Genomic DNA, 25642 nt, shown 5'->3' with positions numbered 1-25642 from the left:
GCCATTGACGCAAAAGCGCCATAGCATCCCGGCGAGGATCTGCGCGCCGAGCGCGCGATCCGGCTCGCTCGTGAATTCGGATGGGTGATGCATCACGCCGCCGACGCTCGGCACGGCGATGACGACGGACGGACAGACAGCGGTCATGCTGATCGCGTCGTGGCCGCCGATCGTATCGAGGAGCAGCGCCTTTTCGTCGAAATCGCGCGCCGTATCCTGAGCGAGCCGAACGAGGCCTTCGTCCATCAGCCCGGCCTTGCGCCGATCGATGGAGCGGACTTCGAACATAACGCCCGCGCGCTCCGCCGATTGGCTGATTTTAAGCTCAAGTTCTCTTTCGGCGGCCGCTAAAACTTCGGGCGATCCAGACCGCAGTTCGATGAACAGCACAGCTTCGTTCGGGACGACATTCGGCGAGTTGGGAGAGACTTCGAGCCGTCCGACGGAAGTATGCAGTTCGAGACCTGCGCGATCCGCCATGCCTTTTAGTTCAGTGATGAGATGGGCCGCGGCCAGAAGCGCATCGCGCCGTTCCGCCATCGGCGTCGGTCCGGTGTGCGCCTGTCTGCCGAGAAAGGCGAGGCGATATTTGACCGCGCCCCAGTAGCGGCTGAAAACGCCAAAGCGAAGTCCCGCGTTCTCCAGAGAAGCTGCGCCTTCGATGTGGAGTTCGATATAGGCGTCGGGGATCTTCGGCGCCGCTTCGCCGAGATATTGAATCGCATCCAGTGCTTCGCCGACGCTGACGCCTGAGCCGTCCCGGCGCGCAAGCGCATAGGCCGCGTCGATCTCGCCGGCATAGACGGCGCTGCCGAGAAGGCTCGGCTGAAACCTTGCGCCTTCTTCATTCGTCCAATTGACGATAATCAAATTGGCTTTGGGCCTTAGCCCGCTCGCTTCGACTTCGCGCTTGATCGCCCGCACGGCCGCGCAGGCCGCAACGACGCCATAGGCGCCGTCGAAGCGCCCGCCATTCGGCTGGCTGTCGAGATGCGATCCGGTCATCACGGTCGGCGCATCGGGGCCGGCCCAGTCGAGAATGCCAAAAATGTTGCCGATCCGATCGACCGCGACCTTCAGTCCTTCGCTTTGAAGAAATGAGACCAGCCAGTCGCGCGCTGCGGCGTCCTCCGGCGACAGGCTGAGGCGATTCATCGAGCCGTCGGGTCCGCCACCGATGGCGGAAACCTCGTCCATCAGGTGGTGCAGATCGCCGGCGTTGATGATCGGCGTCGCCGCCGTTTCAGACTTCGTTTCAAACATAGAAAATTTTTACTCCGGCTTGTTCAAGTTCGGCGGAAAAGTCCGCGTCGACGGGCGAATTGGTAATCAGTGATGTTATCTGACGAGCGCTCAGCGTGCGGTTCGGCGCCTCGCGTCCGAACTTGGAGCTGTCGGCCAGCATGACGATCTGCTTCGATTGTTTGACCAGGGCGCGGCGGATGGCGGCTTCCTCTTCGCCGAAGTCCATGAAGCCATGCCGGTAGTCGACCGTTGCGACACTGATGAAGGCCATGTCGAAGAGATGTTCGCCGATCGCCTCGATCGTCGTCGGGCCGAGCAGGGCGCGATATTCCGGGCGAAGCTTGCCGCCGATGATAAAGATATCCCCCACGGCCTGCTGGCCGAGCGCCTGCGCGACATCCAGCGAATTGGTGTAGACGGTCATCCGCTTGCGGCCGGCGAGATGCCGCGCAAAGGCGAGCGTCGTCGTTCCCGCGTCGATGAAAATTTTCATGCCGTCGGCGACGAATTCGGCGGCTTTAGCGCCAATGCGCGCCTTCTCGCGGGCATTGACGCGCATCCTGTCGGAAACCGGCTGATCTCCGTCGGTCTGCTGCTTGACGCCGCCGCCATAGGTGCAGCGCAGATGCCCCTCATGTTCGAGATGTTTGAGGTCGCGCCGGATCGTTTCGCGGCTGACGTGCAAGGTCTCGGCAAGTTCCTTGACATAGACGCGGCCATGCTTGCCAAGCTCGGTCAGGATTGTTTGCAGCCGGAGCTCGGGCAGGGCCATCGCGGGGGTTCCGATGAGATGATAGGCGGGGCGGTGCTCGACGAGCGCGCGCAGCCCACGGCTGAGATCGCAAAGCTTAGCGCGCGAGTTCCGTTCAATCCACAGATCTTCAGAATCGGCGGCCGGCTTCATGAAGCTTGCCTTGTCTGGCTCCGCGTCTCGCCGCGCGGCGCCCGCATTGGATCGATAAGAAAGCAGGCTGCGAGGTCTTTGCCGCCGCGTGACATCAGGACGGGGCTTTCGTGCAGGCAGCGCTCGAACACATGGGGGCAGCGGCTGGCGAAACTGCATCCCGGCGGCAAGTCGATGGGGTTTGGAGGCTCGCCCTCGAGGAGGCAATCTTCGGAGCGATAGCGGCGCTCCTCCAGCGTCGGGACGGCGCTGAGCAGCGCGCGCGTGTAGGGATGGCCGGGATCAAAGAAGAGCCGCGTGTTTTCGGCCAGCTCCACGACTTCGCCGAGATACATCACGGCGATGCGGTTGCAGACGCGGCGCACCATGGCGAGGTCATGCGAGATGAAGACGTAGGTCAGACCGTGCTTGGCTTGCAGCCGCTCGAACAGGTTGAGCAGCTTGAATTGTTCCGTTTGGTCGAGCGCCGAGAGCGTCTCGTCCATGATCAGCACTTTTGGCTCCAGCGCCATCGCGCGGGCGACATTGACGCGCTGGCGCTGGCCGGCGCTGAGGCCGAGCGGCAATTCATCGTAAAGCCCGGCTGGAAGCCCGACTTCGCCCATCACGGCGATGGCCCGATCGCGCGCCTGCCTGCGGTTCACCCCATGTGTTCGCAGCGGCTCTTCAATGATCGCGCCGATGGACGTGCGCGGGGGAAGCGAGCCGAAGGGGTCTTGCAGGACGAGCTGGAAATCGCGGCGAAATTTAAGAAGGCTTTTGCCGGATAGAGCTGCAATATCCTTCCCGTCGCAAAGAATCTGTCCCGAATTCGGAAGCTCCAGCCGGCTGAGCAGCCGCATCAGCGAGGATTTTCCACAACCCGATTCGCCGACGACGCCAAAATTCTCGCCTGCGAAAACGTCGAAGGTCACATTGCGGACCGCGCGCACCTCGCTATAGCTCGCGAAGGTTCCCCGCTTCTTGACGCGATAGAAGCGCATTGCTTCGCGAACGCTGATGACGGCTGCGCCGCTTTCGACCGGCGCGACCTCGATCGCATCATTCGTCCAGATCTTGGGAATTTCCGCGATGAGAGATCGCGTATAGGAATGTTGCGGCGAAGCGATCAGATCGCGCGGCGTCTGGCGCTCCACGACGGCGCCTTCGGCGAGGACGAGCATTTCGTCGGCGGCCTCGATGGCGGTCGGCAGGGAAGATGAGACGAATACGATCGCGGTCTTGAACCTGTCCGTCAGTTCACGAAGCAATCGCAGAACCTGCGCGGCCACCGTGACGTCGAGCGGCTGCGTCACATTATCCGCCACCAGAAAGGCTGGGTTGGTGACGAGCGCGTCGACGATCAGCGCGCGTTGCATCATGCCGCCACTGAACTGCGACGGATAGTCGTGGAAGCGATGGTTCGGCGAAGGAATACGAACGGCGGCGAGGAGGTCGATGACGCGCTCGCGGGCTTCAGTCGCATCGATCTCAGGCGCAACGGCGCGCAGCTTTTCGACGATCTGCCGTCCGACCGGCAAGGTCGGATCGAGCGCGCCCATTGGATCGGCTCCAACATAGGCGATTTCCCGTCGCGCCTCGCGGAGCTTCGTTCCCTTCAGCTCAAGAATGTTCTGATTTTTGAATGTCACAGCTCCGGAGACGATTTCCAGGGGCGGATCAATCCAGTTGACCAGCGCGCGAGAGAGCACCGTCTTGCCCGATCCGCTGGCGCCGATGATGCCGAGAATTTCCTGGGGCGCGAGATCGAAGCTGACGTTGGATATGATCGGCCGTCGGCCGGACGCGGCGTTCAGATCGACGCTGAGGCGGCGCACGGAAAGGACCGGCGCTTGCATGTTCACGAGGCGCCTCCATGGATGCGATTGCGGGCGCGTTCGAGCGAGGCCCCGATCAGATTGATCGAGGTGAGCGTCAGGCACAGAAAGACGCCCGGCATTGTTGCAATCCACCAGGCGTTGAGCAGATATTTGCGGCCGTCGGCTATGATATTGCCGAAGGTCGGCGTCGGCGGCTGCACGCCAAGTCCGATGAAGCCGAGAATGGATTCGAAGATCATCATGCGCGCGACGTCGAGCGCCGAGACGAAGATGATCGGCGGCACAATGAGCGGCGCGAGAAGGCGCGTCAGAATGCGAAAGTCGGATGCGCCCATAAGCTGCGCGGCGCGGACATATTCGCGCTTTCTTTCCGTCATCGTCACGCTGCGCGTGACGCGCGCATAGATCGGCCAGCTCGAGAGGCCAAGCACCAGTATGATGGCCGGAATGGTTGGCCGCGAAACGCCGAGCACCGAGATGGCGAGGATGATCATCGGGATGGAGAGTTGTGCGTCCGTGAGGCGCATGATCCCCATGTCGATCCTGCCGCCGAAATAGCCTGCGATCATGCCGAGGGAGCAGCCGATGCATAACATGACGGCGACGGTGGAGACGCCAATGAGGAAAGAGTAGCGCAGGCCGACAAGGCTGCGCACCAGCATGTCGCGGCCGATCTGATCCGTTCCAAGCGGGTGGCGCAACGACCAATGGTCGCCCATGAAGATCGGCGCCAGCAGCCTGTCATGCACATTCATCTTGGTCGGATCAATCCCGCTGAGCTCCGGATAGAAGGCGGCGGCGAGAAGCAGCATCGTAAAGAGCGCGAGGCCGACGCGAAATTCGTTCAGGGCCAGCGACGCTCTCCAGATTCGTCGTGAGATCGACGCGCTGCGCGGCGCCGGCGAATGGGGAAGCGAAGCGTCGATAGCCGCCATCAGTAGTCCAGCCTCGGATCGATCATGGTGGCGGCAAGGTCGACCGCGATGTTGATAAGGACAAAAATAGCGCTGGTGACGATCGCTATCCCCTGTATCAGTGGAAAGTCCCGCTGCAGAACGGCGTTGATCGTGAGCAGGCCGAGCCCCGGATAATCGAAGATATATTCGACGATCAGAACGCCGCCGAGCAGGCCGCTGAACTGCACGCCAAGCAGATTGAGAAGGGGCGCCGATGCGTTGCGCAGCGCATGATTGACGATGATGCGTGGCCGGCTGAGGCCGCGCACGCTGGCGGTCGCGATGAAGGGCTCCTGCATGATCGAGGCGATCGAGCCGGACAGCGTGCGGATCAGCGCCGGCGATAATTCGACCGCGAGCACGATGGCCGGCAGGATCGTGTAGGCAAATCCCTGATAGCCGATCGCGGGTAGCAGGCGGAGCTTGACCGACAACAGCAGGGTGAGCACGATGCCGAGCCAGAAGTTGGGCAATGAGATGAATAGCGAGGAGATGTAAAAGCCGAGGCGGTCCGGCCATCGGCCCGGCGACAGTCCGGCGGGAATGCCGATCAGAAAGGAGAACGCCAGCGCAAGAGCAATCGAGACGGCCGCGAGTTGGAGCGTCATCGGCAGCGTCTCGCCGATGAGATCGAGAACCTTCGCCCGTTCGCCGCGTGTTGAATCGTCAAAGCTCGCGCCTCCGGTCGCGGCGCCGTTGGCGGGCCGCACAAAGGACTCGCCGAGATCGCCGGCAACCACATGGCTGGCGTAGCGGCCAAACTGGACGAGGATCGGATCACGCAATCCCATTCTCGTTGCGATCTGCTCGATCAGCGCCTCTGGCGCCATGCCGCCCGCCATCAGCCGCACCGGGTCTCCCGGCACGACGCGCAGCAAGGTGAAGATCAGCAGCGACACCAGAAAGACGATCAGGGCGCCTTGCGCCAGACGTCTCGCCAGAAAACTGAGCACGAACATGCGCGTTCCCGAGCGATCAGACGAAGGTCGATTTGGAAGCGTCCATCGAGCCGTCAGGGTAGATAAAGAGGCCCGTCAGGTCCTTTTGCATGGCGTGGATCATCACCGAGGTGAAGAGCGAGAGGGCTGGAACCTTGGTCGCGAGCAAAGGCATGGTCTCCGTCTGTAGAACGACCTTGCGTTGATCGAGTGTCGGCGCATTGCGCTCTTTGTCGAGGGAGGCGTCGATCTCCGGATCAACGATGCCGGTGATGCGCTTTGAGCTTGAATGGAAATGCGTGCGTAGCACGAGGTCCGGCTCAGGCGATCCCGTCGACCAGCCGCAATCGATCATATGGCCGGGACCGCCGCCGGGGCGATCATAGAGGCGCTCGTTCCAGGCCGCGGGCTCAAGCACTGTGAGCGTCACCGGAAAACCCTGCTCCTGCAGCATGGCGGTGATGACCTCGCCATATTCTTTCGTCTTCGGATAGAAGCCGGCCGAGGTGATATATTCGAGCGGGGGAAGGCCCTTGCCGTTTGGAAATCCGGCCGAAGCCAGCAGCGCCTGACACGCTTTGGGATCATAGGCGGGATAGTTCTTCAGATCGACATAGCCGAATTTCACCAGCGACACGTAATTGCTCGAAGCGTGCCCGGCGGAGCCGAGAATATCGAGGATCTGCGCGCGGTCGATCGCGTGGCAGGCGGCCATACGCACGCGCGGATCATTGAACGGCGGCTTGGAGCAGCGGAACCAGAGATATTTGTTTTCGACGGAGACGACGCTGCTGATCGCGATCGCCGGATTCTTCTTCAGCGTGTCGACCTGTTCGGGCTCGAGGCGCTCGACGATCGAGGCCTGACCATTCATCAGCGAGAGCATCCGTGTCGTCGCGTCGCCGACGAAGTTGAAATGAATCTCGGGGATTTTGGGCGCGCCCGCGTAATAGGTCGGATTGGCCTTGAGGATCGTCTCATTGCCCTTTTGCTCGCCGAATTTGAACGGCCCGGTGCCGTTGAGGCGCTGCGTCAAAGGCCCTGAGGGGCCGCCCTTCACGTCGTCGGCGGACATGATCGGCAGGAAGGAAGCAAGGAAGATAAAGAGGTGAGCCGGATAGCCGCCCTTCGAGGTGTCGACGATCACTGTATAATCGTCGGGCGTCGTGATGGTCAGCGTCTCGTTCGATCCCGGATACCATTGCGCCGGGCGATCGGCGCGCGAGCCATACTCGAACGTCGCCTTCACGTCCTCCGCCTTGAACGGCTTGCCGTCATGAAAGACGACGCCTTTTCGCAGCTTGATCTCGAGCCTGCTGGGGTCGAGCAGGGTGATCCCTGTCGCGAGATCGTCGGTCGTCTGTTGCGGATTATCGAGGCGCATCGGCGTGCGGGTCAGAAAACCCATCACGAAGCCTTCGACATTCTTCTGCGACAGCGTCGTATGGGCGGTGGGGTCCCAGTTTCCGGTGATGTTTTCGGCCGAAAGAAACGTCAGGGTCTTCCCGCTTTGCGCGAAGGCGGACGAGATGAAGAAACCGGGATTGATGCTGGCGTAGGCGGCGCCGGCCCCGAGTGTGGCGGCGTGAGACAGGAAGGTGCGGCGATCGATCATCGGCTTTGTCTTCTCCGGGAGGCCGCCCATCAATGTGGTTTTTGACGGAAGCAGCGCAAACAGTCACGAAAACCTCAGCAATGACTGTGCCACTCGCGGCGGAAGCCACGTCACACCTCTTAACAGGACAGAGAGCCGCCTTGGCCGCGAGCGCGCGCAAAAGATAGAATAAACGCGTATTATCTTATAGTTATCTAGACTCTGGTTCGCTGTCGCGTCGGAAAGGCGGGAAAGGCTGAGCCAGCGTAAAAACGCGCCAGCGCGCCCAATCTTCGATCACAAAGCCACAAAACCACACCGGCTGAGGATTGCGGCCAGGCGCGCGGGCGTTGCCCTGCCAGCGTCGTCGGACGGGAATGCGCTTGGGCGGGATCTGCGGGTTGGCGGCGCGGCCGCCCGAGACGCTTTAAGGTCAAAGGGTCTTGGGGCGCTATTGCGACCCAAACGACAGCGCGCCTTGCGCCGCGCGTCATGGGGCTACCCAAAGCGGAGTAAGGCAAGAGGTCAATCCAGCTCAAATTAACCTGGAGCCCGTAGCTTCTTACCGGAAAAAATGCGAAATACCTTGCAGCTTTTTTTAAGGCTCCGGCGGTATTATCCGTTGCGGCGCCCGCTTGGCCTATCTTCGCGCGCGCCGGCTTTGAATGATGTCAATAGTGCTCCTTATGTCCTTGGTTTGACGCTTGATCCTGTCGAGAACCTGTGCCCTCCCTTGAACGTCAAGCCCTAGCGAATGGATTGTCATGAGCGAACCCAAACTGGCGGATGATCTTGCCCCTCGCGTCACGCCGACGCCCAAAGCGAGCTTCTGGCTGAGAGAGCTTCCCTACCTCGCTGTTCTCGGCCTTATGCTGCTCGGCGTCGGATATACGAGCGTTTCGCGGCGTCCGCTCGTGGGCTATTGGGAGTTCATGGCGTTGATCATCGGCATCACCGTCGTTTCGACGGCATGGGTCGAAGCCGAAACGAGGAACGCGCGCTTCCGTCTGATCATAACGCAAGCGCTCCATTGGCTGTCGTTCCTTATCGCCATGAATCTGGCGCTGCTGCCCGGCGTGCAACGGCTGCTCAACCCGGAAGCGACCGGTCTCACCGTTCTTTTGCTGCTGGCGCTTGGCGCGGTCACGGCGGGCATCAACATATTGTCCTGGCAGATCTGCTTCATTGGCGTCGCGATGGCGTTTTCCGTGCCTGTCATCGCCTGGCTGCAGCAGTCGGCCATCGTTATCGTCCTCGGCATTTTCGTCGCTCTCATCGGCGTCGGCGTCGTTTACTCCTGGCACAGGAGCGCGCAACGCAGCCAGAGCGCGGGCGAAAGGGATTGAACGCAGTCCGCTCCAACGCGCCCCTCAGAATCGCACCTTTCATATCGAATGGACGGCCATGAGCGCACCAATAGAAGCTGAAGATCGATTCTATCGTTTCGAGCACCCCGAAGGGCCGGGCTTCTGGGTCCGGGAGTTGCCCTTTCTCATCATTCTCGCGCTGACGCTTGGCGGCGTCGGCTACATCAGCATGGCGCGCCGGCCGCTGATTGGCTATTGGGAGTTCATGGCGCTGTTTATGGGCGTCGTCTGCGTCGCGTCGGGCTGGCGTCACGCCGCCGATTCCAGCGGGCGGTGGCGTCTGATATGGACGCAGGCGCTGCACTGGGGCGCGTTTCTCGTCGCCATGAACCTGGTGCTTCTGCCAAGCGTTCAGGCGATCGCCGATTCAGACACCACCAGCCTCACGATTCTCCTTTTGCTGGCGCTTGGGACCTTCATCGCCGGCGTTCATATCGCGTCCTGGCGCATGTGCGCCAATGGCGTCATCATGGCGCTCGGCGTCCCCGCCATCGCCTGGCTCGACCAGTCAGCCCTTTTGTTGACCTTGGGATTGCTCATCATTGTCGCGATCGGCGCGACCATTCTGTGGTGGCGCCGCACCGTGCGATAGGGACGCAGCCTCTGGCCAGCCTTCTTGTTCATCAGGCGCGGATGCGCTCCGGAAAGGCTTTGGCCAGCGCCTCGCGGCTGGCGGCGATCACGCCACGTTCAGTGATCAGCCCCGTCACAAGACGAGCCGGCGTGACATCGAAGGCTGGGTTAAGCGCCCCGCTGCCTTGCGGGATCAGGCGCACTTTGTGAATGTCGCCGTCGGCGCCGAGTCCTAAAATATGACTGACTTCTTCCTGCGCTCTGATCTCGATCGGGATTTCGGCGAGCCCGTCCGAAATTGAAAAGTCGATCGAGGGGGAGGGCGCCGCAACGTAGAAGGGCACATGATTGTCGCTGGCCGCGAGCGCCTTGAGATAGGTGCCGATCTTGTTGCAAACGTCGCCTGTGGCGGTCGTGCGATCCGTGCCGACAATGACGAGATCGATCTCGCAATGCTGCATCAAATGGCCGCCGGCGTTATCGACAATCACCGTATGCGGCACGCCATGCTGCCCAAGCTCCCACGCCGTCAGCGCCGCCCCCTGGTTGCGCGGACGCGTTTCATCCACGAAGACATGGATTTCGAGGCCGGCTTCCTGCGCCTTGTAGATCGGCGCCGTCGCTGTGCCCCAATCCACTGTGGCGAGCCAGCCCGCGTTGCAATGCGTCAGTATATTGACCGAGGCGCCTCGCGGCTTGCGCGCGGCGATCTCTTTGATGAGTCCGAGGCCGTGCCTGCCGATCGCTTCGCAAAGGGCGATATCGTCCCGCGCCATTTGCGCGGCCTGATTGAAGGCGGCGTCGAAGCGCTCCGGCGGAGGCATGGGGGCCAGCCTGCGCCGCATCGAGTCGAGCGCCCATTGGAGGTTCACGGCGGTCGGCCGCGTCGCTTTGAGCAGCCCGCAAGCGCGCTCCAGATTGTCGTCTGAAGGATCGGCGCGCATCGCGAGCGCGACCCCATAGGCCGCTGTAATCCCAATCAGGGGCGCGCCGCGCACCTGCATGGTTTTGATGGCGCGGCCCGCAGCCTCGACGTCCGCGATCGAAATGAGTTCGAAGTGGTGCGGCAGCCGGGTCTGGTCGATAACCGTGACGCTTGCCGTGGCTTTATCGGCCCAGATTGTCGTAAAAGCCTTGCCGTCGACGCGCATGATAAAGCTCCTTCGCAGAGCTTCAGTCTAAGCGTGTCCTTCGCCGATGCGAAGCGCCGCCATCAGCAATTGCTGCAGATGCCTTTTTCGACTGCGTCGTCGCGCCGCTGGATGGCGCGGTCGAGCGTCGTCACGCCGGCGCTTTGCGAGGCGCCTGGATGCGGGACGGTCTCGCCGGTCGGCGTCAGATAATCCCGGTTGATGAGGTTCGGGGCCGCTGGATCGCGTGATCCATCCGTAGGGCCTGGCACGCTCGTTTGCGCGCTCGCCGCGGCGCTCATCGCCATCATCAAGACCAAAACCGTGAGGTTGCTCCCGCCCATCTGATCCTCCTACCGTGCGTCATCCAAACGTTGCAGAGTTCCCTAAACCTCGCATTGATTTGACGCATGCGACTCTGGCGGGCGTTCAAATTGAGGTGAAAGATTTTGCGGCAAAGCGTTCAAATGTACTGTTTTGCAAGAGAAAAACGGCGGAAACGGCTCAATTTGGCCCCGTGCGTGCGATTGGCTCTGCCTAACTCTTAACGCAGATTTAAGGGAAGAAGTTCAATTCTATCCTGAATTATTAACCTTCCGAGGATGAGGCTTATGGACGATTCCGACGACAAAGCCGCCCCGCGGTCCGGCGAGCTCAGTGCCGGCCACGCCGGTGCGAGCCAGGACATTGCGGCGGAACATCATGCAAGCGCGGATCAGCGGGACGCTGAGAGCGAGAGGGACGCTGCCGCAGCTGATGCGGAGCCGCGCCGGTTGGGCCGGCCGAGCGGCGCCGAGACTTCGGGCTCCGATTCGCGTCAGGCGCATGGCGCGCATCTCAGCGCTTACGACGCCGGCCTGTCCGATCTCACTCCCTTCTTTCCGCGCGAGGCCAACGGAGCCTGGGAGGCGCCCCCGCGCGGGCGATTCGCGTCTTTTATCGATTTTGGCTCGAACGCGGCCTTCGTTCTCTGCGTGCTGGGTTTTGCCTTCGCCGCGGGAACCTATTTCTTTGGCGGCGCGCCCGGCTCCGGCGGGAAACCGGCGACGGAGGCCGCGTTGCCGGATAGCGCGGACCTTGCCCGCAAAACCCAACAGATGGTCGAGGAGATCAGCGCGCTGAAAGCCAATGTCGAGGCGCTTCGCGTGCAGGTCGCGCAGGAACAGGGCGGGAAAGAGCAGCGCGGCATCGAGAAGAGCGTCGATTCGCTGAAAACGAGATTGGATGCGGTGAAGACGGAAACCAGCGGCGCCCTGGCTGAACTCTCGACCAAGGTGGATCGGCTTCAGCAAAACCCGGCGTTGAAGCAGGTCGCTGAACGGCTCGACCGCATCGAAAAACAAACAGCGCTCCCCACCGGTTCGGTGGTTCCGATGGTGAAGGCGGCGACGCAAAACCGCAATCCGGCCGTACAGGCGAAAGCGCAGCCGGCGGATGTCCCCCCTTCGCCAAAGCGGCTTGCGCTGATCACCGATTGGGTCGTGCGCGACGTTTACGACGGCGTCGCGCTGGTGGAGAATGCGCGCGGCTCCATCGAGGTCGCTCTCGGCGACCAGATTCCAGGCGCCGGGACTGTAAAGGCCATCGAGCGGCGCGGCGGCGGCTGGATTGTCATCACGAGCCGCGGCCTCGTCGATTACGATCACAGCATCATGGTCCCATAAGAGCCAAGAGGCCCCATCTCCGGAAAATAGCCCTTGCGCGGAAGGACCGCGCAAGGGCTTTTCCGTGTCCGCCAGCTGGAGGCCTACTAGGCCTCGCCAAGCCCTCGAGCCTTGGCGGGAAACTGGGCGAGAAGGCCAATCGCCGGGAGGAAAGCACAGGCCTGGTAGACGAAGTCGATGCTCGTCATTTCAGCCAGAGCGCGAAGAACGGCCGCCGTTCAACCCGCAGTGCCGAAGGCGAAGCAGAAAAAGGCTCGCCTCCGTCCCGATTATTCAGGGCATGAGTTCCGACGCATAAACGAAAATTGCGGCGAAAGCCGAGGACTTCTGCGCCGCCGTACGAAAGACAGAAATCATAGTAATATCAAATGGAAGGAAGTAACAACGATCCTAGAGGACAGACGGATATCCGATCAGCGGAAGCAACCGGGCCACGATTGCCCCTAAACAGACCAGCACCACTAACAGCTTGAGAAGCTGGGCTAGCCGCGCTTCCGGACAGAACCTATCGATGACCCAAAACAAGATGGCGCCGACGACAATAATAATCAGGATTCCAATTATGAGCGTAAGCACGGCTACCTCCAGTCATCGTAGCGGGAACGTCGGCAAGCCTACCATCGTCCTCTTGTTTTGAAGAGCCCTAAGAATGATCAGAACTGAACGGGCCGTGCGATCTTAGCCGCCAGAGATCGACGCAGGGGCAGAGCGAGGCTGGTCGAGAAACCGGGAGCCCAGCGCGCTGCAGTCGCGCCGGTTGGTTCCCGAAGAAACCTGAAATTGATACGTGCTAAGATGCCGCGACATTGCGGGGAGCTGACGCAGAAGGATGTAACTTTGCGCACGCCTCGGCTGACGCCATTTTGCATAGCTCAAAATCAATAAGTTAAGGATTAGGAGCCGCCAGGGCGGCGTCCGAAATCGAGATTGCCGCGCTTGTCAGCGCAGGTCCCGAGCTGAAGGCGAGACGAACGGCTGTCGCAAGGTGGACGACATGCTCCGCCTTGATGAACTGGCGCGAGATCCAGGCGCCATAAGGCGCCGATCCCGCGGCTTCGCTCACCGTGCGGCTCTTGGGTTCAGCGAGTTCGCCAGTTTCGAGTTGACATTGAACTGGGCGGGATAGCGCTCGGCGCGAGAGCACCGCGGTCGCGCTGATTCGGCTTCAGCGGCATTAGTTGCACGAAGCGCGAGACGGGGCTTCTGCCAGTCGTCTCGCTACGGCCAAAAATTTGTCAGGAGGACTCTAAGTCATTGATTTTATTGGTACCGCCACCCCGGCTCGAACGGGGGACCTCTAGATCCACAATCTAGCGCTCTAACCAACTGAGCTATGGCGGCGCGACCAACAGGCGGCGATTCCTAAAAGGAACGATCGCCGATTGCAAGCGCGGAACGCAGACGATCGGCGCCGGCGGGCCGGCGAATGCCGGCCGTGATCCGGGTCCAGAGGCCGAAAGTTAAGGATAAGTCATCAATTTTTACTGAATCAAGCACTCTCAATGGACCTCCGGTCAGGGGGGCGTTAGCATTCGATTAAGGCTGTTCAAAGAGAAGCCCATCGACATGACCGGCATTTGCTTTGAGCTCGGGCTGACCGAGGATGACGTCGCGCAGGCATTGCGCAGTCTGTCGCCGAGGCTCGCCGCCAATACTCCGGTTCTGGCGCTCGGCGGACAGCACGCGGGCGCGCCCCGGCAGGCGGTGTTCGCCAGCGCGGCCATCATGCGTCTCTTTGGCGCAACGACACTTGCGGGACTCTCCGAACGCATCGGTTCGGCGGCGCGGCCGGGCGCGGCGCCCATCGAAGCGGCAAATCCGGCGGCGGAACGACTGAGGGAACTTTCGGAAACTCTGCCGCTCAATGGTCCGGCGCGTCTCGAGCGCCTGCGTTTTGGCGTTGGCGGAGCGCCGCGCGCCATCACATTTCTGTGCCGCCGCCTGGCGGTCAAGGGCGCGCCGCCTCTTTTCCTGGCGGCGGCGCTCGATTCTCCTGCTTATCGGTCAGATGCGCGAGCGGCGGTCGTCAGCGACTCCAGTGTTCCGGGCGGCCTGTCGCCTGCGACCGATCCAGCGGCGTCAAAACAGGATGGGCGGGAGAACTCGCGATATGCCACGGGCTTTGAGGAGATTCGCACACGGCTCTCGCGGTCTCGTCGGACAGGGGCCGATCGTTTCCTCTGGCGCACGGACGCCGACGGCCAAATCGTCGAGATCGGTCCGCGGCTGCGTGAAGTGATCGGCGGAACGTCCGGCGATCTGTTGGGCCGCCGTCTGTTTGAGGCCGCGGCGCGTTTTGACGCGCAAACGAGCCGGCGGCTTGCGCAACTGATGGAGCGCAAGGAGAGCTGGGCCGGCGTCGAGATCGACTGGCCGGTCGCCGGGTCGAGCGCGATTGTGCCGATCACGCTCGCCGCATCGCCGAGCTTTGATCCGCAGCGCCGCTTTCTTGGTTTTCGCGGCTTTGGCCTCATTCATCTCGACCGCTTCACTGCCAGCCGCGCGCATGAGCCGGCCGCGGGGCCGGAGGCGGCGGATGTCGTTCCTTTACCCGAACCGGCGCGAGGGGAACGCGGGGCGGCCCGTCCCGAGGCAAAAGGCGTGCTCAAAGGCGCCTTGAGCCCGGACGAACAGCTCGCGTTCCGCGCTATCGCCTCGACCTTGAGCGGGGTCGCGCCCCCGGCCGGGGCGCGAGCGCGAGGCGAGGCGACCAAGGGATCGGCGGATCAGCATGAGCCAAGCTCCGGGTTGACCGGGCAGTCAGAGCGGGTTCCTGCGGGACCTCAAGACCTCGTCGAGATTTCGCTGGACGAGGCCGCGGCCTTCGATGCTCTTCCGATAGGGATACTGATGCTCTGCGATGGCGCGCCGGCCTTCGCCAATCGGTTCCTGCTCGATTGTCTGGGCTGCGTCGATCTGCGCGGCGCCGAAGCGATTGGGGCGATCCGCGCCATTCTCCAGCGCTTGCCGAACCTCACGCAGGGGGATGGCGTCGAACTTCGCGATAGCTCGGGGAAACCCGTTTCACTGCGGATGCGGCGCGAGGATCTCCGCCGTGGCTCAAAAAAGGCCGAGCTGGTGTCCCTTCTGGCGCGTCACGACACGCCGCGGCCGAACGCCGACGCCGAACTGCGTCATTATCAGCGCGAGGCGCGCGAGCTCAACGCCATTTTGGACACGGCGATGGATGGCGTCGCCGTTCTTGACGCGGAAGGCCGCATCCTGGCGCTGAACCGTTCAGGCGAAGCGCTGTTTTGCTACGACAAGGCGGAGGTGGCGGGAGAGCCCTTCACCGCGCTCATCGCCCCCGAGAGCCGCGAGCGCGCCCAAAGCTATTTTGAAGGCCTGAAATCGAACGGCGTCGCGAGCCTCCTCAATGACGGCCGGGAGATTTTGGGCCTGACGCGGCAGGGCGGCGTCATTCCGATCTTCATGACGCTCGGCAAGGTCGGCGCCGGATCGAACGCCGCGTCCGATCAGCGCTTCTGCGCCCTTCTGCGCGATATGACGCATTGGAAGAAGGTCGAGCGCGAGCTCGAAGAAGCGCGCCAGCAGGCCGAACGTGCGAGCGCGCTCAAATCCGATTTTCTCGCCAAGGTCAGCCATGAAATCAGGACGCCGCTGAACGCGATTCTCGGCTTCGCCGAAGTCATCATGGAGGAACGCTTCGGACCGATCGGCAATGACCGCTACAAGGATTACTTGAAGGATATCCACAGTTCCGGCGCGCTCGTGATGAGCCTCGTCAACGACCTTCTCGATCTGTCGAAGATCGAGGCGGGCAAGATGGAGCTTTCCTTCGAATCCGTCGACGTCAATCGCATCGTCACCGAATGCGTCTCGATCATGCAGCCGCAGGCGAGCCGGGCGCGCGTCATCATGCGGCTATCGCTGGCGCCGCAGCTGCCGCATATTTTCGCCGATGAGCGCTCGCTGCGGCAGATCGTGCTGAATCTTTTATCCAATGCGATCAAGTTCACGCAGGCGGGCGGCCAGGTCATCATCTCGACCGCGCTGACCGACGCCAACCATGCCGCCTTGCGCATACGCGATACGGGCGTCGGCATGTCGGAGGATGATGTCGAAGTGGCGCTTGAACCCTTCCGGCAGATCTCAAGCTCACACGTCGCTGGCGGAACAGGGCTCGGCCTGCCGCTGACGAAGGCGCTGGTCGAAGCCAATCGCGCCTCTTTCTCGATCAAGAGCAAGCTCCATGAGGGCACGCTTGTCGAGGTCGCCTTTCCGCCGGCCCGCGTCGTCGCCGATCGCACGTAGCGCCGTGAAGCGCGGCATTGCCGTTGCGGCTTCCTTGTGTCGCAATTTCGTGGGCTCAGCCGTCCCGGCGGATGGAACGCATCGCGCCAGCGCTTGTTGTCCTGGCGCGATGGATGCTCATGAGGAAGCAAAAATGGTCGATAAAGATAAGACGCCGACGAAAGAACAAATAAGCAAGGATCAGAAGGACGAAGAGCTCGAACACGAACTGGAAGACTCATTCCCGGCGAGCGATCCGCCCTCAATGACCCAGCCGAATGGCTCGCCTGGCGCGCCGGATCACGACAAAAAGCGGAAATAGGCTTAAGAACGACGCGAGACGTGCTGGAAAAGGATAGTTTACCGGGTTGGGTGGCCTTTGCGCCGAGCTCCTTGCGGCGTTTGCCATGAAGATGCCCCATTTCGCCTGCTCTCATGCGGCTCTTCGGCACGGGAGGATTTGCTGTGACGCGACTTGGACTGGGAGTTCTGACCGCCTTCTTCCTTGGCGCGTCCGCTTGCGCCAGTTTTGCCCAGACTAGCCAGCCGGCTGTCAACGCTGATCCATCAATCAGCCCTCCCGCGAAGGCGCATGGCAAGAAGATCCCTCACAAGAAGACAGGCGCTGTTCGGGGCAGTTTGCTGCCCGATTCCGATGAAGCGGACAAGGCGGCTCGCCTGGCCGAGGGGCGGAAAAAGTTCTTTGAGCAGTCGAGCGGCTTCGAAAACGGGAGCTCGGATATGCCCCTTTCGATGGGCGGAAACGGGCAGCCCACGATGGGGTTCAAATTCTAATCTGACTTTGTGGCGGCCCCGCGCATAAAGCGCGGCTTCCGTCGCAAAGGCTCGCGGGACGCCATCAAAGCCTCAAGACGAGGCTGGCGACGCGCCATCGCCTGCATTCACTTTGAGCTTTTGCGTCGCGGTTCCAGGCGACCGTCTGAACGAGCGCGACTCAATCCGAAAAGCGGCTCCTGACCAGGTTCGCGCTCTCCAAAGTTCTCCCTCCGGCTTCGCAGACATGAAATTGGGCGGTTCGTCCAATGTTTCCGGTTGCTCCCTCGGCGGATGATGGCGCTGGGGCGTTTCAATCCGGCTGCGCACGTCAGGTGCTGGCATAAAGCCCTAAGCAAACGCGACTTCAGCCGCCTGTGAGCCGCAGCCGTTGCGGTCTCCGTCCTGTTCTGCGCGCCATCCTTTCAAACTGGATCTGCTTTCGTCTGACGCTGGCGCGCGGCCGCGCTTTTTTGCGCCATTTTGGGCCTTCAGCCCAAGGGAATCGCATTGACCCCCATATGATCCCATGTTATCCCAAATCGTCCCGTTCAAGCGTATATGCGTCAGCGTTGGATTCGGCCAAGTGCGCCGCGCCCCGATTTAAACAGCAACCCGGTTTCGAGAGGGTGGAGTGGACATATATGTCTCGCACTACACCAATAAACTCGACGCTAAAGGGCGGGTCTCGATCCCGGCGCCGTTTCGCGCGGTGCTGGCGCGCGACGGGTTCGATGGTCTCTACGTTCATCCCTCGCTCGATCAGGAGGCTCTCGATTGCGGCGGCCATGCCCTGTTGAGGGAAATCGATGGACTGCTTTCGGGCTACGCTCCCTATACGGAGGAGCGGGACATGCTTTCGCTCGCGCTCATGGGAGCGAGCGAGATCTTGAAAGTCGATTCGGAAGGGCGGGTGATCCTGACCGAAACCTTAAAGGCCTATGCCGGCATTTCGAACGAAGTCACTTTCGCCGGAATGGGGCACAAGTTTCAGATCTGGGAGTCCGGCCGTTTTCGCGCACGCATGGGGGAGGCCAGAACCCATGCGCGCGATTCCCGAAGACAGCCGAACTCCAGACCCGCAGCGCCGGACGCTCCGCCGCTGCGATCACATGGAGCACGGGAATGAATGCGGGTCGCGGCGATGAGGATCATCTCGCCGCTGGCGGACCGGCCCGGCACATTCCCGTGCTTCGTGATGAAGTTCTGGCGATCGCCGATCCGCGCGCGGGCGGCCTCTACCTTGACGCCACTTTCGGCGCGGGCGGTTATTCCCGTGGGCTTTTGGCGCCCGCCGGGGCGCGCGTCCTGGCGCTTGATCGCGATCCGCTCGCCGTCAAAGGCGGCGCTTCGCTCGTTGAGGCGGCGGAAGGCCGGCTCACTCTTGTCGAGGCGCGCTTCTCCCAGCTCGCCGACGTCGCGCGGCGGCTCGATTTCTCCGATTTCGACGCCGTCGTTCTCGACATCGGCGTTTCGTCCATGCAGATCGACGACGCCGAGCGGGGTTTTTCCTTTCGCGGCGACGGCCCTCTCGACATGCGCATGCAGCCAACGGGACAGAGCGCCGCCGACATCGTCAATAGCGCCGATGAGGCGACGCTTGCCGATATCCTCTATTATTTCGGCGAGGAGCGCGCCTCGCGCCGCATCGCCCGCGCCATCGTGATGGATCGCGCCAAAGAGCCTTTCGTCTCGACCGCCGCACTCGCCGGCATGATCGCCCGCGTCGTCCCCGGCAAACCCGGCGACATTCATCCGGCGACGCGCTCCTTTCAGGCGCTGCGCATCGCGGTCAATGACGAACTCGGCGAATTGGTCGCGGCTCTTTCCGCCGCCGAAGGCGTTTTGAAGCCGGGCGGAAAGCTGATCGTCGTCACCTTCCATTCGCTCGAGGACCGCATCGTCAAGCAGTTCTTTGCCGAAAGATCGGGGCGCGGCGAGGCGCCCTCGCGCCGCCTGCCGGGCGAGGCGGCGCCGAAACCGCCGACTTTTCAACTGCCGGGCAAGCAGCCGGTGATCCCATCGGTCGCCGAGGTCGCCGCCAATCCCCGCGCTCGCTCGGCCAAGCTCCGGCATGGCGTGCGGACATCCGCCCCGGCGCGTCCGGTCGACGCCGAGCTCATGGCGCTGGCGCGCTTGCCTCAACGCGCCGTCAAGGGACGCTGATAATGGTGCGAATTCTCAATCTTCTCGCCGTCGTCGCCCTGATCGGCTCAGCGATCTACGCCTATTCGATCAAATATCAGACGATTTTCCATGCCGAGCGCATCGTCAAGCTGAAGCATGAGATCAAGGCCGAGGAAGACCAGATCGCAACGCTGCGTGCGGAGTGGTCGCATCTGACGCGGCCCGAGCGCATCGAGGCGCTCGCCGATAAATTCCTCGACCTGCAGCCGACAGGGCTGCGCCAGATCGTCAGCGCCGACGCCTTGCCGGCCAAGACCGCCAGAGCCGACGGGATCGGCGACAAGCTGGAAGCTCTCGGTCTCGCCGAGCCGACCAACACGCCAGGCGACGCGGCGGCGAGCGCGCCCACGACGCCATCCACTCCGACCCGATGAAGATTGTAAGTCACGATGACCGAGCGCTTTGAGTCACCCGGGAAAGACCGCGCAGGCGCCGCGAAGGCGCAGCGCGCGCATCGGGCGGGAGCGTTTTTCGCAAAGCTGTTTGCCACCGATCTGACGAAAAGCCGGACGCGGATAAAGCTCGTCGCCTGCGTCTTTATCGCGATGAACGGGGTCATCGCCGGCAAGCTGATCTATTTCGGCCTGCACCAGGAGCAATCCATCGGCGCGAAGCGCGGCGGCGACGTGATCGCGGCGGCGCGGCCAGATATTCTTGACCGCAATGGCGAAATTCTCGCAACCGACATCAAGGTGATGTCGGTCTTCGCGGAGCCTCGCCGCATCATCGACAAGGACGAGGCGGTCGAGCTTTTGACCGCCGTTCTGCCGGACGTCGACGCGAATGATCTACGCAAGCGGCTTGGCACGCGCAAAGGCTTCATCTGGGTGAAGCGGGCAGTTACGCCGAAGCAGCAGCAGGAGGTCTATCGCCTCGGCCTGCCCGGTGTCGGCTTCCTGCCTGAAAACAAGCGAGTCTATCCAAACGGCCCGATCGCCGCGCATGTTCTTGGCTTCGCCAACCTTGACGGCGTCGGCATTTCGGGCCTCGAGAAATATATCGACGGGCAGGGCCTCGCCGATCTGCACGGCGCGGGCTTCAGCCTGACGCCCGAGACTTTGGCGCCGATCACCACCTCGCTCGACCTCAAGGCGACCTATGCGGTGCGCGACGAACTGGCCAAGGGCGTCGTCAAATTCAAGGCGAAGTCGGGCGCAGCCGTCATTCTCGACGTCAATACGGGCGAGGTGATCGCGATGGCGTCCTTGCCGGACTATGACCCGAATACGCCGGCTGACGCGCTCGACCCAAATCACATCAACCGCGTCTCCGTCGGCGTCTATGAAATGGGCTCGACCTTCAAGGCGATCTCGATCGCCATGGCGCTCGATCTCGGCAAGGTCAATCTCAACACACGGGTCGATGCGCGCGATTCACTGCGCTACGGGCATTTCACCATTCATGATTTCCACGCCCAGCATCGCATGCTCACCGTGCCGGAGGTGTTCACCTATTCATCGAACATCGGCGCGGCGCGTCTTGCCCTGATGGTCGGCGTCGAAGGCCACAAGGCGTTCTTGCGCAAGATGGGACAATTGACCCGGCTGCACACGGAACTGCCGGAGACCGCCGATCCGCTGGTGCCGAAAAACTGGGGCGAACTCAACACAATGACCATCGCCTTCGGGCAGGGCCTCAACGTTTCCCCGTTGCAGGCGATGATGGCCGTCGGCGCGCTCTCGAATGGCGGCATCCTCGTCAATCCGACCTTCCTCAAACGCAGCGCGGAGGACGCGAAGAGGGACGCGCCTCGCGTCGTAAAGCCCGAAACCTCCGAGTCGCTGCGTTATCTGATGCGCCTCAACGCCGAGATCGGCTCCGCGAAAATGGCTAATGTCCAGGGCTATTTCATAGGCGGCAAGACCGGCACGGCCGACAAGATCGTTCACGGCCATTATGCCAAAGACAAGGTGTTTACGACCTTCATGGCGATCATGCCGGCCGACAAGCCGAAATATCTGATTCTGACGCTGATGGATGAGCCGCAGGGCCTGCCGGAAACGGGAGGATACCGCACCGCGGCCTGGAACTCAGGCAGCGTCACCGGCAAGATCATCGAGCGCGTCGGCCCTCTGCTTGGCATTCCGCCGCGCTTCGAGCTTCCGACGCAGCCCTTTCCCCTTCTCGCCAAACTGGGCTATGGGATGGCCAATATCCCCCAGACTGGCGGAAGGGAGCACTGATGCGGCTCGCCGAGCTTCTTCCCGGCGCACCTTTACCTGAAGGCCTGATTGAGCGGGAAGTTGCGGAGATTAGCTGCGACAGCCGTTCGACGCCGCCGGGGGGCGTGTTTTTCGCTATTCCGGGAACGCGCTCCGACGGCCTCGCCTTCGCGCCGCAGGCCATCGCCCGGGGCGCGATCGCGGTTGTCGCGCAGACGCCGACGGCGCGCGAGATCGCCGGCGCGCCCGTGATCGCGGTCGGGGACGTCCGCGCGGCGCTCGCTGAGGCGAGCGCAAGGCTATTTCCGCGCCAGCCCGGGACGATCGTCGCCATCACCGGCACCAGCGGCAAGACCTCGGTCGCGGCTTTCGTGCGTCAGATTTTCGCAGCGCAGGGGTTCGCTGCCGCCTCGCTCGGCACGCTTGGCGTCGTCGCGCCGTCCGGCTCCGTCTATGGCGCGCTGACGACGCCGGATGCGATCAGCCTGCACAGGACATTGGACGATCTCGCCGGCCGCGGCGTCACGCATCTGGCTCTTGAAGCCTCTTCGCATGGCATCGTCCAGCGCCGGCTCGATGGGGTCCGGCTCAGCGCCGGCGCCTTCACCAATCTTTCCCGCGACCATCTCGACTATCATGCGACGATGGAAGACTACCTGGCCGCCAAGCTGGAGCTTTTTGAGCGCCTGCTGCGGCCGGGGCAGAGCGCGGTCGTCGACGCCGACAGCGAGGTCGCGGAAAAAGTGATCCGGGCCTGCGTGGCGCGCGGCCTTAACGTGCTTTCCACCGGCGTCAAGGGTAATGGCGTGACGCTCTTGTCCGCGCAGCCGGACAGCGTCTCGACCCGGCTCGAGGTCGTCTACGAAGGCCGGCGCTTTATGGTCAGGCTTCCGCTCGCAGGCGCGTTCCAGGCCTCGAATGCGCTGGTGGCGGCCGGGCTCTGCATCGCGACGGGCAGTCCCGCGGAGCAGGTTTTCGCGGCGCTGGAGAATCTTGAGGGCGCGCCCGGCCGGCTCGAGCGCGTCGGCGAGCGGAAGGGGGCTCCCGTCTATGTCGATTATGCCCATAAGCCCGATGCGCTCGAAAACGTCTTGCGCACACTGCAGCCTTACGTCAAAGGCAGCCTCGTCGTCGTCTTCGGCTGCGGCGGCGACCGCGACGCCGGAAAACGGCCGATCATGGGCGAAATCGCGGCACGGCTCGCGGACCGGGTCATTGTGACGGACGACAATCCACGCAGCGAGGACGCGGCTTCGATCCGCCGCGCCATTCTGCTGGGCGCAGCCGGCGCGCTCGAACTCTACGAAATCGGCGATCGCGCCAGCGCGATCCGCGAGGCCGTCGCGACGCTGGGCCCTGGCGATGTCCTTCTGATCGCGGGCAAAGGCCATGAAACGGGCCAGATCATAGGCGATGCCACCTTGCCGTTTTCGGATTCCGACTGCGCGCGCGCGGCTTTGAAGGATGCGGCATTGAAGGATTTAGCCTAAGTGAGCGAAGCAGTCATCCGCGCCGACGCAAATCAGGATGAGATCAGCGTCAGCGAGCCGGCGGGGATCATCTGGACGAGTCTCGGCCTTGTCACGCCGCTCGGCGCGCGCGTCAGCGGCGGCGTGCCGAAGGGCGGCGTTACCGGAATTTCGATCGATACGCGAACCTTGCAGGCGGGCGAATTGTTCTTCGCCATCCATGGCGCGAACAGCGATGGCCATGACTATGTCGCGCGCGCCTTCGAAAAGGGCGCGCTTGCCGCCGTCGTCGATGAAGCGCACGCCGGCGCGCTGACGGGGCTTGGTCCTCTCTATGTGGTGCGCGACGTGCTCGCCTCGCTGGAGCGGCTCGGCGTCGCCGCCAGAGCGCGCGTAAAGGCGCGGGTCGTTGCGGTCACGGGCTCCGTCGGCAAGACCTCGACCAAGGAGGCGCTGCGGCTGGCTCTGACGCAAGGAGGCGCCGTGCACGCCTCCGTCGCCTCATATAATAATCATTGGGGCGTGCCCTTGACCCTCGCGCGCATGCCGAAAGAGACGCGGTTCGGGGTCTTTGAAATCGGAATGAACCATGCCGGCGAAATCACGCCTTTGAGCGAAATGGCGCGTCCGCATGTTGCGATCATCACGACGGTCGCGCCCGTCCATATCGAGAATTTCGCCAGCGTCGAGGCAATCGCCGACGCCAAGGCCGAGATTTTCGACGGCCTGGAGCCGGGCGGCGTCGCCATTCTTCACCGCGACAATCCCCACTATCAGCGGCTTTACGCCCGCGCCAAGGCTTCGCCCGCCGGGCATGTCGCGAGTTTCGGCGACCATGAGAGCGCCGAGGCGAGACTGATCAGGGTGCGGCTTTTTTCGGATTATTCGATCATCGAGGCGCAGATCTGCGGAAGGCGCCTTCATTATCGCCTCGGCGCGCCAGGGCGCCATCTCGCCATGAACTCGCTCGCCGTATTGCTTGCCGCGAAGGCCTTCGGCGTCGATCTCGACGCCGCCGCGGGCGCGCTGGCGTTTTTTACCGCGCAGCCGGGCAGGGGGCAGAGATTGACCCTTGCGGCCGCAGATGGCCCTTATGCGCTGATCGATGAGAGCTACAACGCCAATCCGGCTTCGATGCGCGCCGCTTTCGAACTCGCCGGAGCCTTGCCTTTGCCGAGCCCTGGACGGCGCATCGCAGTCCTCGGCGACATGCTGGAGCTTGGCCTCAAAGGCGCGGCGATGCACGCCGAACTCGCCGACGATCTCAGAGCCAATCATATCGATCTTGTTTTTGCCGCGGGGCCCTTGATGAAATCTCTCTACGACGCTTTGCCTGTCTCCATGCAGGGCGCCTGGCGCGAAAGCGCGAGCCTTTTGGAGCCGGAGGTCGCGGCGGCGGTCCGCGCCGGCGACATCGTCGTCGTCAAGGGATCGAACGGCAGCAGGATGAGCGTCATTGTCGGCGCCCTGAAACAGGGCGCCGCCGATCGCGACGCGGCGCAAAACGGGCGGACTTCGTGAAATGCTAACCTGGCTTACCGAGTTTTCACCCCATTTTCAGCCGCTGAATCTTTTTCGCTACATCACCTTCCGTACCGGCGGCGCCACGGCGACCGCGTTGTTTTTTGTCTTCTTCTTCGGTCCGCGCGTCATCGCGGCGCTGCGCATCAAACAAGGCAAGGGGCAGCCGATCCGTCTCGACGGTCCGCAATCGCATCTCCTCACCAAGAAGGGCACGCCGACGATGGGCGGCTTGATGATCCTGTCAGGGCTCATCGTCTCGACCTTGCTCTGGGCAAACCTCCGCAATCATTATGTGTGGGTCGTGCTCTTCGTCATGACCGGCTACGGACTGATCGGATTTTATGACGATTATCTGAAGGTGACGAAGCAGACCGACAAAGGCTTTTCCGGCCGGCTGCGGCTGGCGCTCGAGGTCGGCGTCGCGGTCATCGCCTGCTATGCGATGATGCGCTTCGGCACGCCGCATACGACGGCGCTGGCTTTCCCTTCGATCAATGGCTTCATCATTGATCTTGGCCTGTTCTTTCTTGTTTTCGGGCCTCTCGTCATCGTCGGCGCCGGCAATGCGGTGAACCTCACGGACGGCCTCGACGGGCTGGCCATCGTGCCCGTGATGATCGCCGCCGGAACCTTCGGCATTATCGCCTATCTTGCCGGCAATGCGATCTTTTCGACCTATCTTGGCATTAATTTCGTGCCGGGCGCCGGCGAACTCGCCGTCGTGACGGGGGCGGTCATCGGGGCGGGCTTGGGCTTTCTTTGGTTCAACGCGCCGCCCGCCCAGATTTTCATGGGCGACACGGGATCGCTCGCGCTCGGCGGCCTGCTTGGCGCAATCGCCGTCGCAGTGAAGCATGAGATCGTGCTCGGCATCGTCGGCGGCCTTTTCGTCGTCGAAACGCTGTCGGTCATCGTGCAGGTGATCTCGTTCAAGCTCACCGGCAAGCGCGTGTTCAAGATGGCGCCGATCCATCATCATTTCGAACAGATGGGCTGGTCGGAGCCGCAGGTCGTCGTGCGCTTCTGGATCATCGCCTTCGTGCTGGCGCTGATCGGACTCTCGACGCTGAAGCTGAGGTGA

21 protein-coding genes, 1 tRNA gene and 2 pseudogenes are annotated in these 25642 nt (G+C 62.5%); 13 read left to right on the top strand and 11 right to left on the bottom strand.

What is annotated here, in order from left to right; all coding sequences use genetic code 11:
* From MPC4_RS02735 to MPC4_RS02710, 6 genes and pseudogenes are all read right to left on the bottom strand, one after another.
* Nucleotides 1-1263: pseudogene (locus MPC4_RS02735) on the bottom strand (allantoate amidohydrolase); the annotation flags it as partial.
* Nucleotides 1256-2149: a DeoR/GlpR family DNA-binding transcription regulator gene (locus MPC4_RS02730; protein ID WP_244628810.1), complete on the bottom strand. Its 894-nt coding sequence runs from the start codon at nucleotides 2147-2149 to the stop codon at nucleotides 1256-1258. The gene MPC4_RS02730 and the pseudogene MPC4_RS02735, both read right to left, overlap by 8 nt.
* Nucleotides 2146-3987 (bottom strand): ABC transporter ATP-binding protein, encoded by a 1842-nt coding sequence (locus tag MPC4_RS02725; RefSeq protein ID WP_174511201.1) that lies wholly within the window; start codon nucleotides 3985-3987, stop codon nucleotides 2146-2148. The genes MPC4_RS02730 and MPC4_RS02725 overlap by 4 nt, the downstream gene beginning before the upstream one ends.
* Before the next feature lie 2 nt (nucleotides 3988-3989).
* Nucleotides 3990-4904, bottom strand: coding sequence for an ABC transporter permease (locus MPC4_RS02720; protein WP_174511155.1), 915 nt, complete (start codon nucleotides 4902-4904; stop codon nucleotides 3990-3992).
* Nucleotides 4904-5884 carry an ABC transporter permease gene (locus tag MPC4_RS02715; protein WP_174511154.1) on the bottom strand — a complete coding sequence of 327 codons (981 nt, stop codon included), beginning with the start codon at nucleotides 5882-5884 and terminating at the stop codon, nucleotides 4904-4906. Before MPC4_RS02715 ends, MPC4_RS02720 begins: the two co-directional genes overlap by 1 nt.
* Before the next feature lie 16 nt (nucleotides 5885-5900).
* Complete coding sequence (locus tag MPC4_RS02710) at nucleotides 5901-7508, bottom strand: ABC transporter substrate-binding protein (protein WP_244628809.1); 1608 nt, start codon at nucleotides 7506-7508, stop codon at nucleotides 5901-5903.
* A gap of 713 nt (nucleotides 7509-8221) precedes the next feature.
* Here MPC4_RS02710 and MPC4_RS02705 point away from each other — a divergent pair.
* Both MPC4_RS02705 and MPC4_RS02700 read left to right on the top strand, forming a co-directional pair.
* A complete protein-coding gene (locus tag MPC4_RS02705; RefSeq protein ID WP_174511153.1) occupies nucleotides 8222-8803 on the top strand; it encodes a hypothetical protein in 582 nt (193 codons plus the stop codon).
* Nucleotides 8804-8861: 58 nt separating this feature from the next.
* Nucleotides 8862-9416: a hypothetical protein gene (locus MPC4_RS02700; RefSeq protein ID WP_244628808.1), complete on the top strand. Its 555-nt coding sequence runs from the start codon at nucleotides 8862-8864 to the stop codon at nucleotides 9414-9416.
* Nucleotides 9417-9447: 31 nt separating this feature from the next.
* On the opposite strand, the gene mtnA is transcribed toward MPC4_RS02700, so the two are convergent.
* The gene (gene mtnA, locus MPC4_RS02695) at nucleotides 9448-10548 is read right to left on the bottom strand and encodes an S-methyl-5-thioribose-1-phosphate isomerase (RefSeq protein WP_174511152.1); all 1101 of its coding nucleotides are present in this window, start codon (nucleotides 10546-10548) and stop codon (nucleotides 9448-9450) included.
* Nucleotides 10549-10610: 62 nt separating this feature from the next.
* Nucleotides 10611-10871, bottom strand: coding sequence for a hypothetical protein (locus tag MPC4_RS02690; RefSeq protein ID WP_174511151.1), 261 nt, complete (start codon nucleotides 10869-10871; stop codon nucleotides 10611-10613).
* Between the two features lie 267 nt (nucleotides 10872-11138).
* Here MPC4_RS02690 and MPC4_RS02685 point away from each other — a divergent pair, with 267 nt between their 5' ends.
* Nucleotides 11139-12191 (top strand): hypothetical protein, encoded by a 1053-nt coding sequence (locus MPC4_RS02685; protein WP_174511150.1) that lies wholly within the window; start codon nucleotides 11139-11141, stop codon nucleotides 12189-12191.
* A gap of 86 nt (nucleotides 12192-12277) precedes the next feature.
* Here MPC4_RS02685 and MPC4_RS21860 read toward each other — a convergent pair.
* The 3 genes and pseudogenes from MPC4_RS21860 to MPC4_RS02675 form a co-directional block, all read right to left on the bottom strand.
* Nucleotides 12278-12442: pseudogene (locus tag MPC4_RS21860) on the bottom strand (MFS transporter); the annotation flags it as partial.
* Nucleotides 12443-13077: 635 nt separating this feature from the next.
* Complete coding sequence (locus MPC4_RS02680) at nucleotides 13078-13254, bottom strand: hypothetical protein (protein WP_174511149.1); 177 nt, start codon at nucleotides 13252-13254, stop codon at nucleotides 13078-13080.
* A gap of 201 nt (nucleotides 13255-13455) precedes the next feature.
* Nucleotides 13456-13532: transfer RNA gene (locus MPC4_RS02675), tRNA-His, on the bottom strand.
* A 225-nt stretch (nucleotides 13533-13757) separates the two neighbouring features.
* Here MPC4_RS02675 and MPC4_RS02670 point away from each other — a divergent pair.
* The 10 genes from MPC4_RS02670 to mraY all read left to right on the top strand — a co-directional run bounded on the left by MPC4_RS02670 (nucleotide 13758) and on the right by mraY (nucleotide 25642).
* Complete coding sequence (locus tag MPC4_RS02670; RefSeq protein ID WP_244628807.1) at nucleotides 13758-16466, top strand: ATP-binding protein; 2709 nt, start codon at nucleotides 13758-13760, stop codon at nucleotides 16464-16466.
* A gap of 133 nt (nucleotides 16467-16599) precedes the next feature.
* Nucleotides 16600-16767 (top strand): hypothetical protein, encoded by a 168-nt coding sequence (locus MPC4_RS02665; protein WP_174511148.1) that lies wholly within the window; start codon nucleotides 16600-16602, stop codon nucleotides 16765-16767.
* Nucleotides 16768-16880: 113 nt separating this feature from the next.
* Nucleotides 16881-17240: a hypothetical protein gene (locus MPC4_RS02660; protein WP_174511147.1), complete on the top strand. Its 360-nt coding sequence runs from the start codon at nucleotides 16881-16883 to the stop codon at nucleotides 17238-17240.
* Nucleotides 17241-17853: 613 nt separating this feature from the next.
* Nucleotides 17854-18348, top strand: a complete 495-nt coding sequence (locus tag MPC4_RS02655; protein WP_134488801.1) for a division/cell wall cluster transcriptional repressor MraZ — start codon at nucleotides 17854-17856, stop codon at nucleotides 18346-18348.
* Nucleotides 18345-19385: a 16S rRNA (cytosine(1402)-N(4))-methyltransferase RsmH gene (gene rsmH / locus MPC4_RS02650; protein WP_174511146.1), complete on the top strand. Its 1041-nt coding sequence runs from the start codon at nucleotides 18345-18347 to the stop codon at nucleotides 19383-19385. Before MPC4_RS02655 ends, rsmH begins: the two co-directional genes overlap by 4 nt.
* 2 nt (nucleotides 19386-19387) lie before the next feature.
* Nucleotides 19388-19780, top strand: a complete 393-nt coding sequence (ftsL, locus tag MPC4_RS02645) for a cell division protein FtsL (RefSeq protein WP_134488797.1) — start codon at nucleotides 19388-19390, stop codon at nucleotides 19778-19780.
* A gap of 15 nt (nucleotides 19781-19795) precedes the next feature.
* Nucleotides 19796-21589: a peptidoglycan D,D-transpeptidase FtsI family protein gene (locus tag MPC4_RS02640; protein WP_244628806.1), complete on the top strand. Its 1794-nt coding sequence runs from the start codon at nucleotides 19796-19798 to the stop codon at nucleotides 21587-21589.
* On the top strand, nucleotides 21589-23058 hold the full coding sequence (locus MPC4_RS02635) for a UDP-N-acetylmuramoyl-L-alanyl-D-glutamate--2,6-diaminopimelate ligase (protein WP_174511145.1): 1470 nt from the start codon (nucleotides 21589-21591) through the stop codon (nucleotides 23056-23058). Before MPC4_RS02640 ends, MPC4_RS02635 begins: the two co-directional genes overlap by 1 nt.
* Nucleotides 23059-24558 carry a UDP-N-acetylmuramoylalanyl-D-glutamyl-2,6-diaminopimelate--D-alanyl-D-alanine ligase gene (locus MPC4_RS02630; RefSeq protein ID WP_483308653.1) on the top strand — a complete coding sequence of 500 codons (1500 nt, stop codon included), beginning with the start codon at nucleotides 23059-23061 and terminating at the stop codon, nucleotides 24556-24558.
* A gap of 1 nt (nucleotide 24559) precedes the next feature.
* Nucleotides 24560-25642, top strand: coding sequence for a phospho-N-acetylmuramoyl-pentapeptide-transferase (gene mraY / locus MPC4_RS02625; RefSeq protein ID WP_134488788.1), 1083 nt, complete (start codon nucleotides 24560-24562; stop codon nucleotides 25640-25642).

This window comes from Methylocella tundrae (genome assembly GCF_901905185.1).
GTDB classification, from domain to species: Bacteria; Pseudomonadota; Alphaproteobacteria; order Rhizobiales; family Beijerinckiaceae; genus Methylocapsa; species Methylocapsa tundrae.
Note: the sequence above shows the minus strand (reverse complement) of the source record. Positions and strands in the feature narration are given on the sequence as shown.

Excerpts from the sequence above, each read along its gene's own strand:
- ftsL (WP_134488797.1), top strand. The coding sequence starts at position 19,388 with ATGGTGCGAATTCTCAATCTTCTCGCCGTCGTCGCCCTGATCGGCTCA.
- MPC4_RS02700 (WP_244628808.1), top strand. The coding sequence starts at position 8,862 with ATGAGCGCACCAATAGAAGCTGAAGATCGATTCTATCGTTTCGAGCAC.
- mtnA (WP_174511152.1), bottom strand. The coding sequence starts at position 10,548 with ATGCGCGTCGACGGCAAGGCTTTTACGACAATCTGGGCCGATAAAGCC.
- MPC4_RS02710 (WP_244628809.1), bottom strand. The coding sequence starts at position 7,508 with ATGGGCGGCCTCCCGGAGAAGACAAAGCCGATGATCGATCGCCGCACC.
- MPC4_RS02690 (WP_174511151.1), bottom strand. The coding sequence starts at position 10,871 with ATGGGCGGGAGCAACCTCACGGTTTTGGTCTTGATGATGGCGATGAGC.
- MPC4_RS02635 (WP_174511145.1), top strand. The coding sequence starts at position 21,589 with ATGCGGCTCGCCGAGCTTCTTCCCGGCGCACCTTTACCTGAAGGCCTG.
- MPC4_RS02705 (WP_174511153.1), top strand. The coding sequence starts at position 8,222 with ATGAGCGAACCCAAACTGGCGGATGATCTTGCCCCTCGCGTCACGCCG.
- MPC4_RS02715 (WP_174511154.1), bottom strand. The coding sequence starts at position 5,884 with ATGTTCGTGCTCAGTTTTCTGGCGAGACGTCTGGCGCAAGGCGCCCTG.
- MPC4_RS02660 (WP_174511147.1), top strand. The coding sequence starts at position 16,881 with ATGCGGCTCTTCGGCACGGGAGGATTTGCTGTGACGCGACTTGGACTG.
- MPC4_RS02640 (WP_244628806.1), top strand. The coding sequence starts at position 19,796 with ATGACCGAGCGCTTTGAGTCACCCGGGAAAGACCGCGCAGGCGCCGCG.
- MPC4_RS02730 (WP_244628810.1), bottom strand. The coding sequence starts at position 2,149 with ATGAAGCCGGCCGCCGATTCTGAAGATCTGTGGATTGAACGGAACTCG.
- MPC4_RS02685 (WP_174511150.1), top strand. The coding sequence starts at position 11,139 with ATGGACGATTCCGACGACAAAGCCGCCCCGCGGTCCGGCGAGCTCAGT.
- MPC4_RS02725 (WP_174511201.1), bottom strand. The coding sequence starts at position 3,987 with ATGCAAGCGCCGGTCCTTTCCGTGCGCCGCCTCAGCGTCGATCTGAAC.
- MPC4_RS02670 (WP_244628807.1), top strand. The coding sequence starts at position 13,758 with ATGACCGGCATTTGCTTTGAGCTCGGGCTGACCGAGGATGACGTCGCG.
- mraY (WP_134488788.1), top strand. The coding sequence starts at position 24,560 with ATGCTAACCTGGCTTACCGAGTTTTCACCCCATTTTCAGCCGCTGAAT.
- MPC4_RS02720 (WP_174511155.1), bottom strand. The coding sequence starts at position 4,904 with ATGGCGGCTATCGACGCTTCGCTTCCCCATTCGCCGGCGCCGCGCAGC.
- MPC4_RS02665 (WP_174511148.1), top strand. The coding sequence starts at position 16,600 with ATGGTCGATAAAGATAAGACGCCGACGAAAGAACAAATAAGCAAGGAT.
- rsmH (WP_174511146.1), top strand. The coding sequence starts at position 18,345 with ATGAATGCGGGTCGCGGCGATGAGGATCATCTCGCCGCTGGCGGACCG.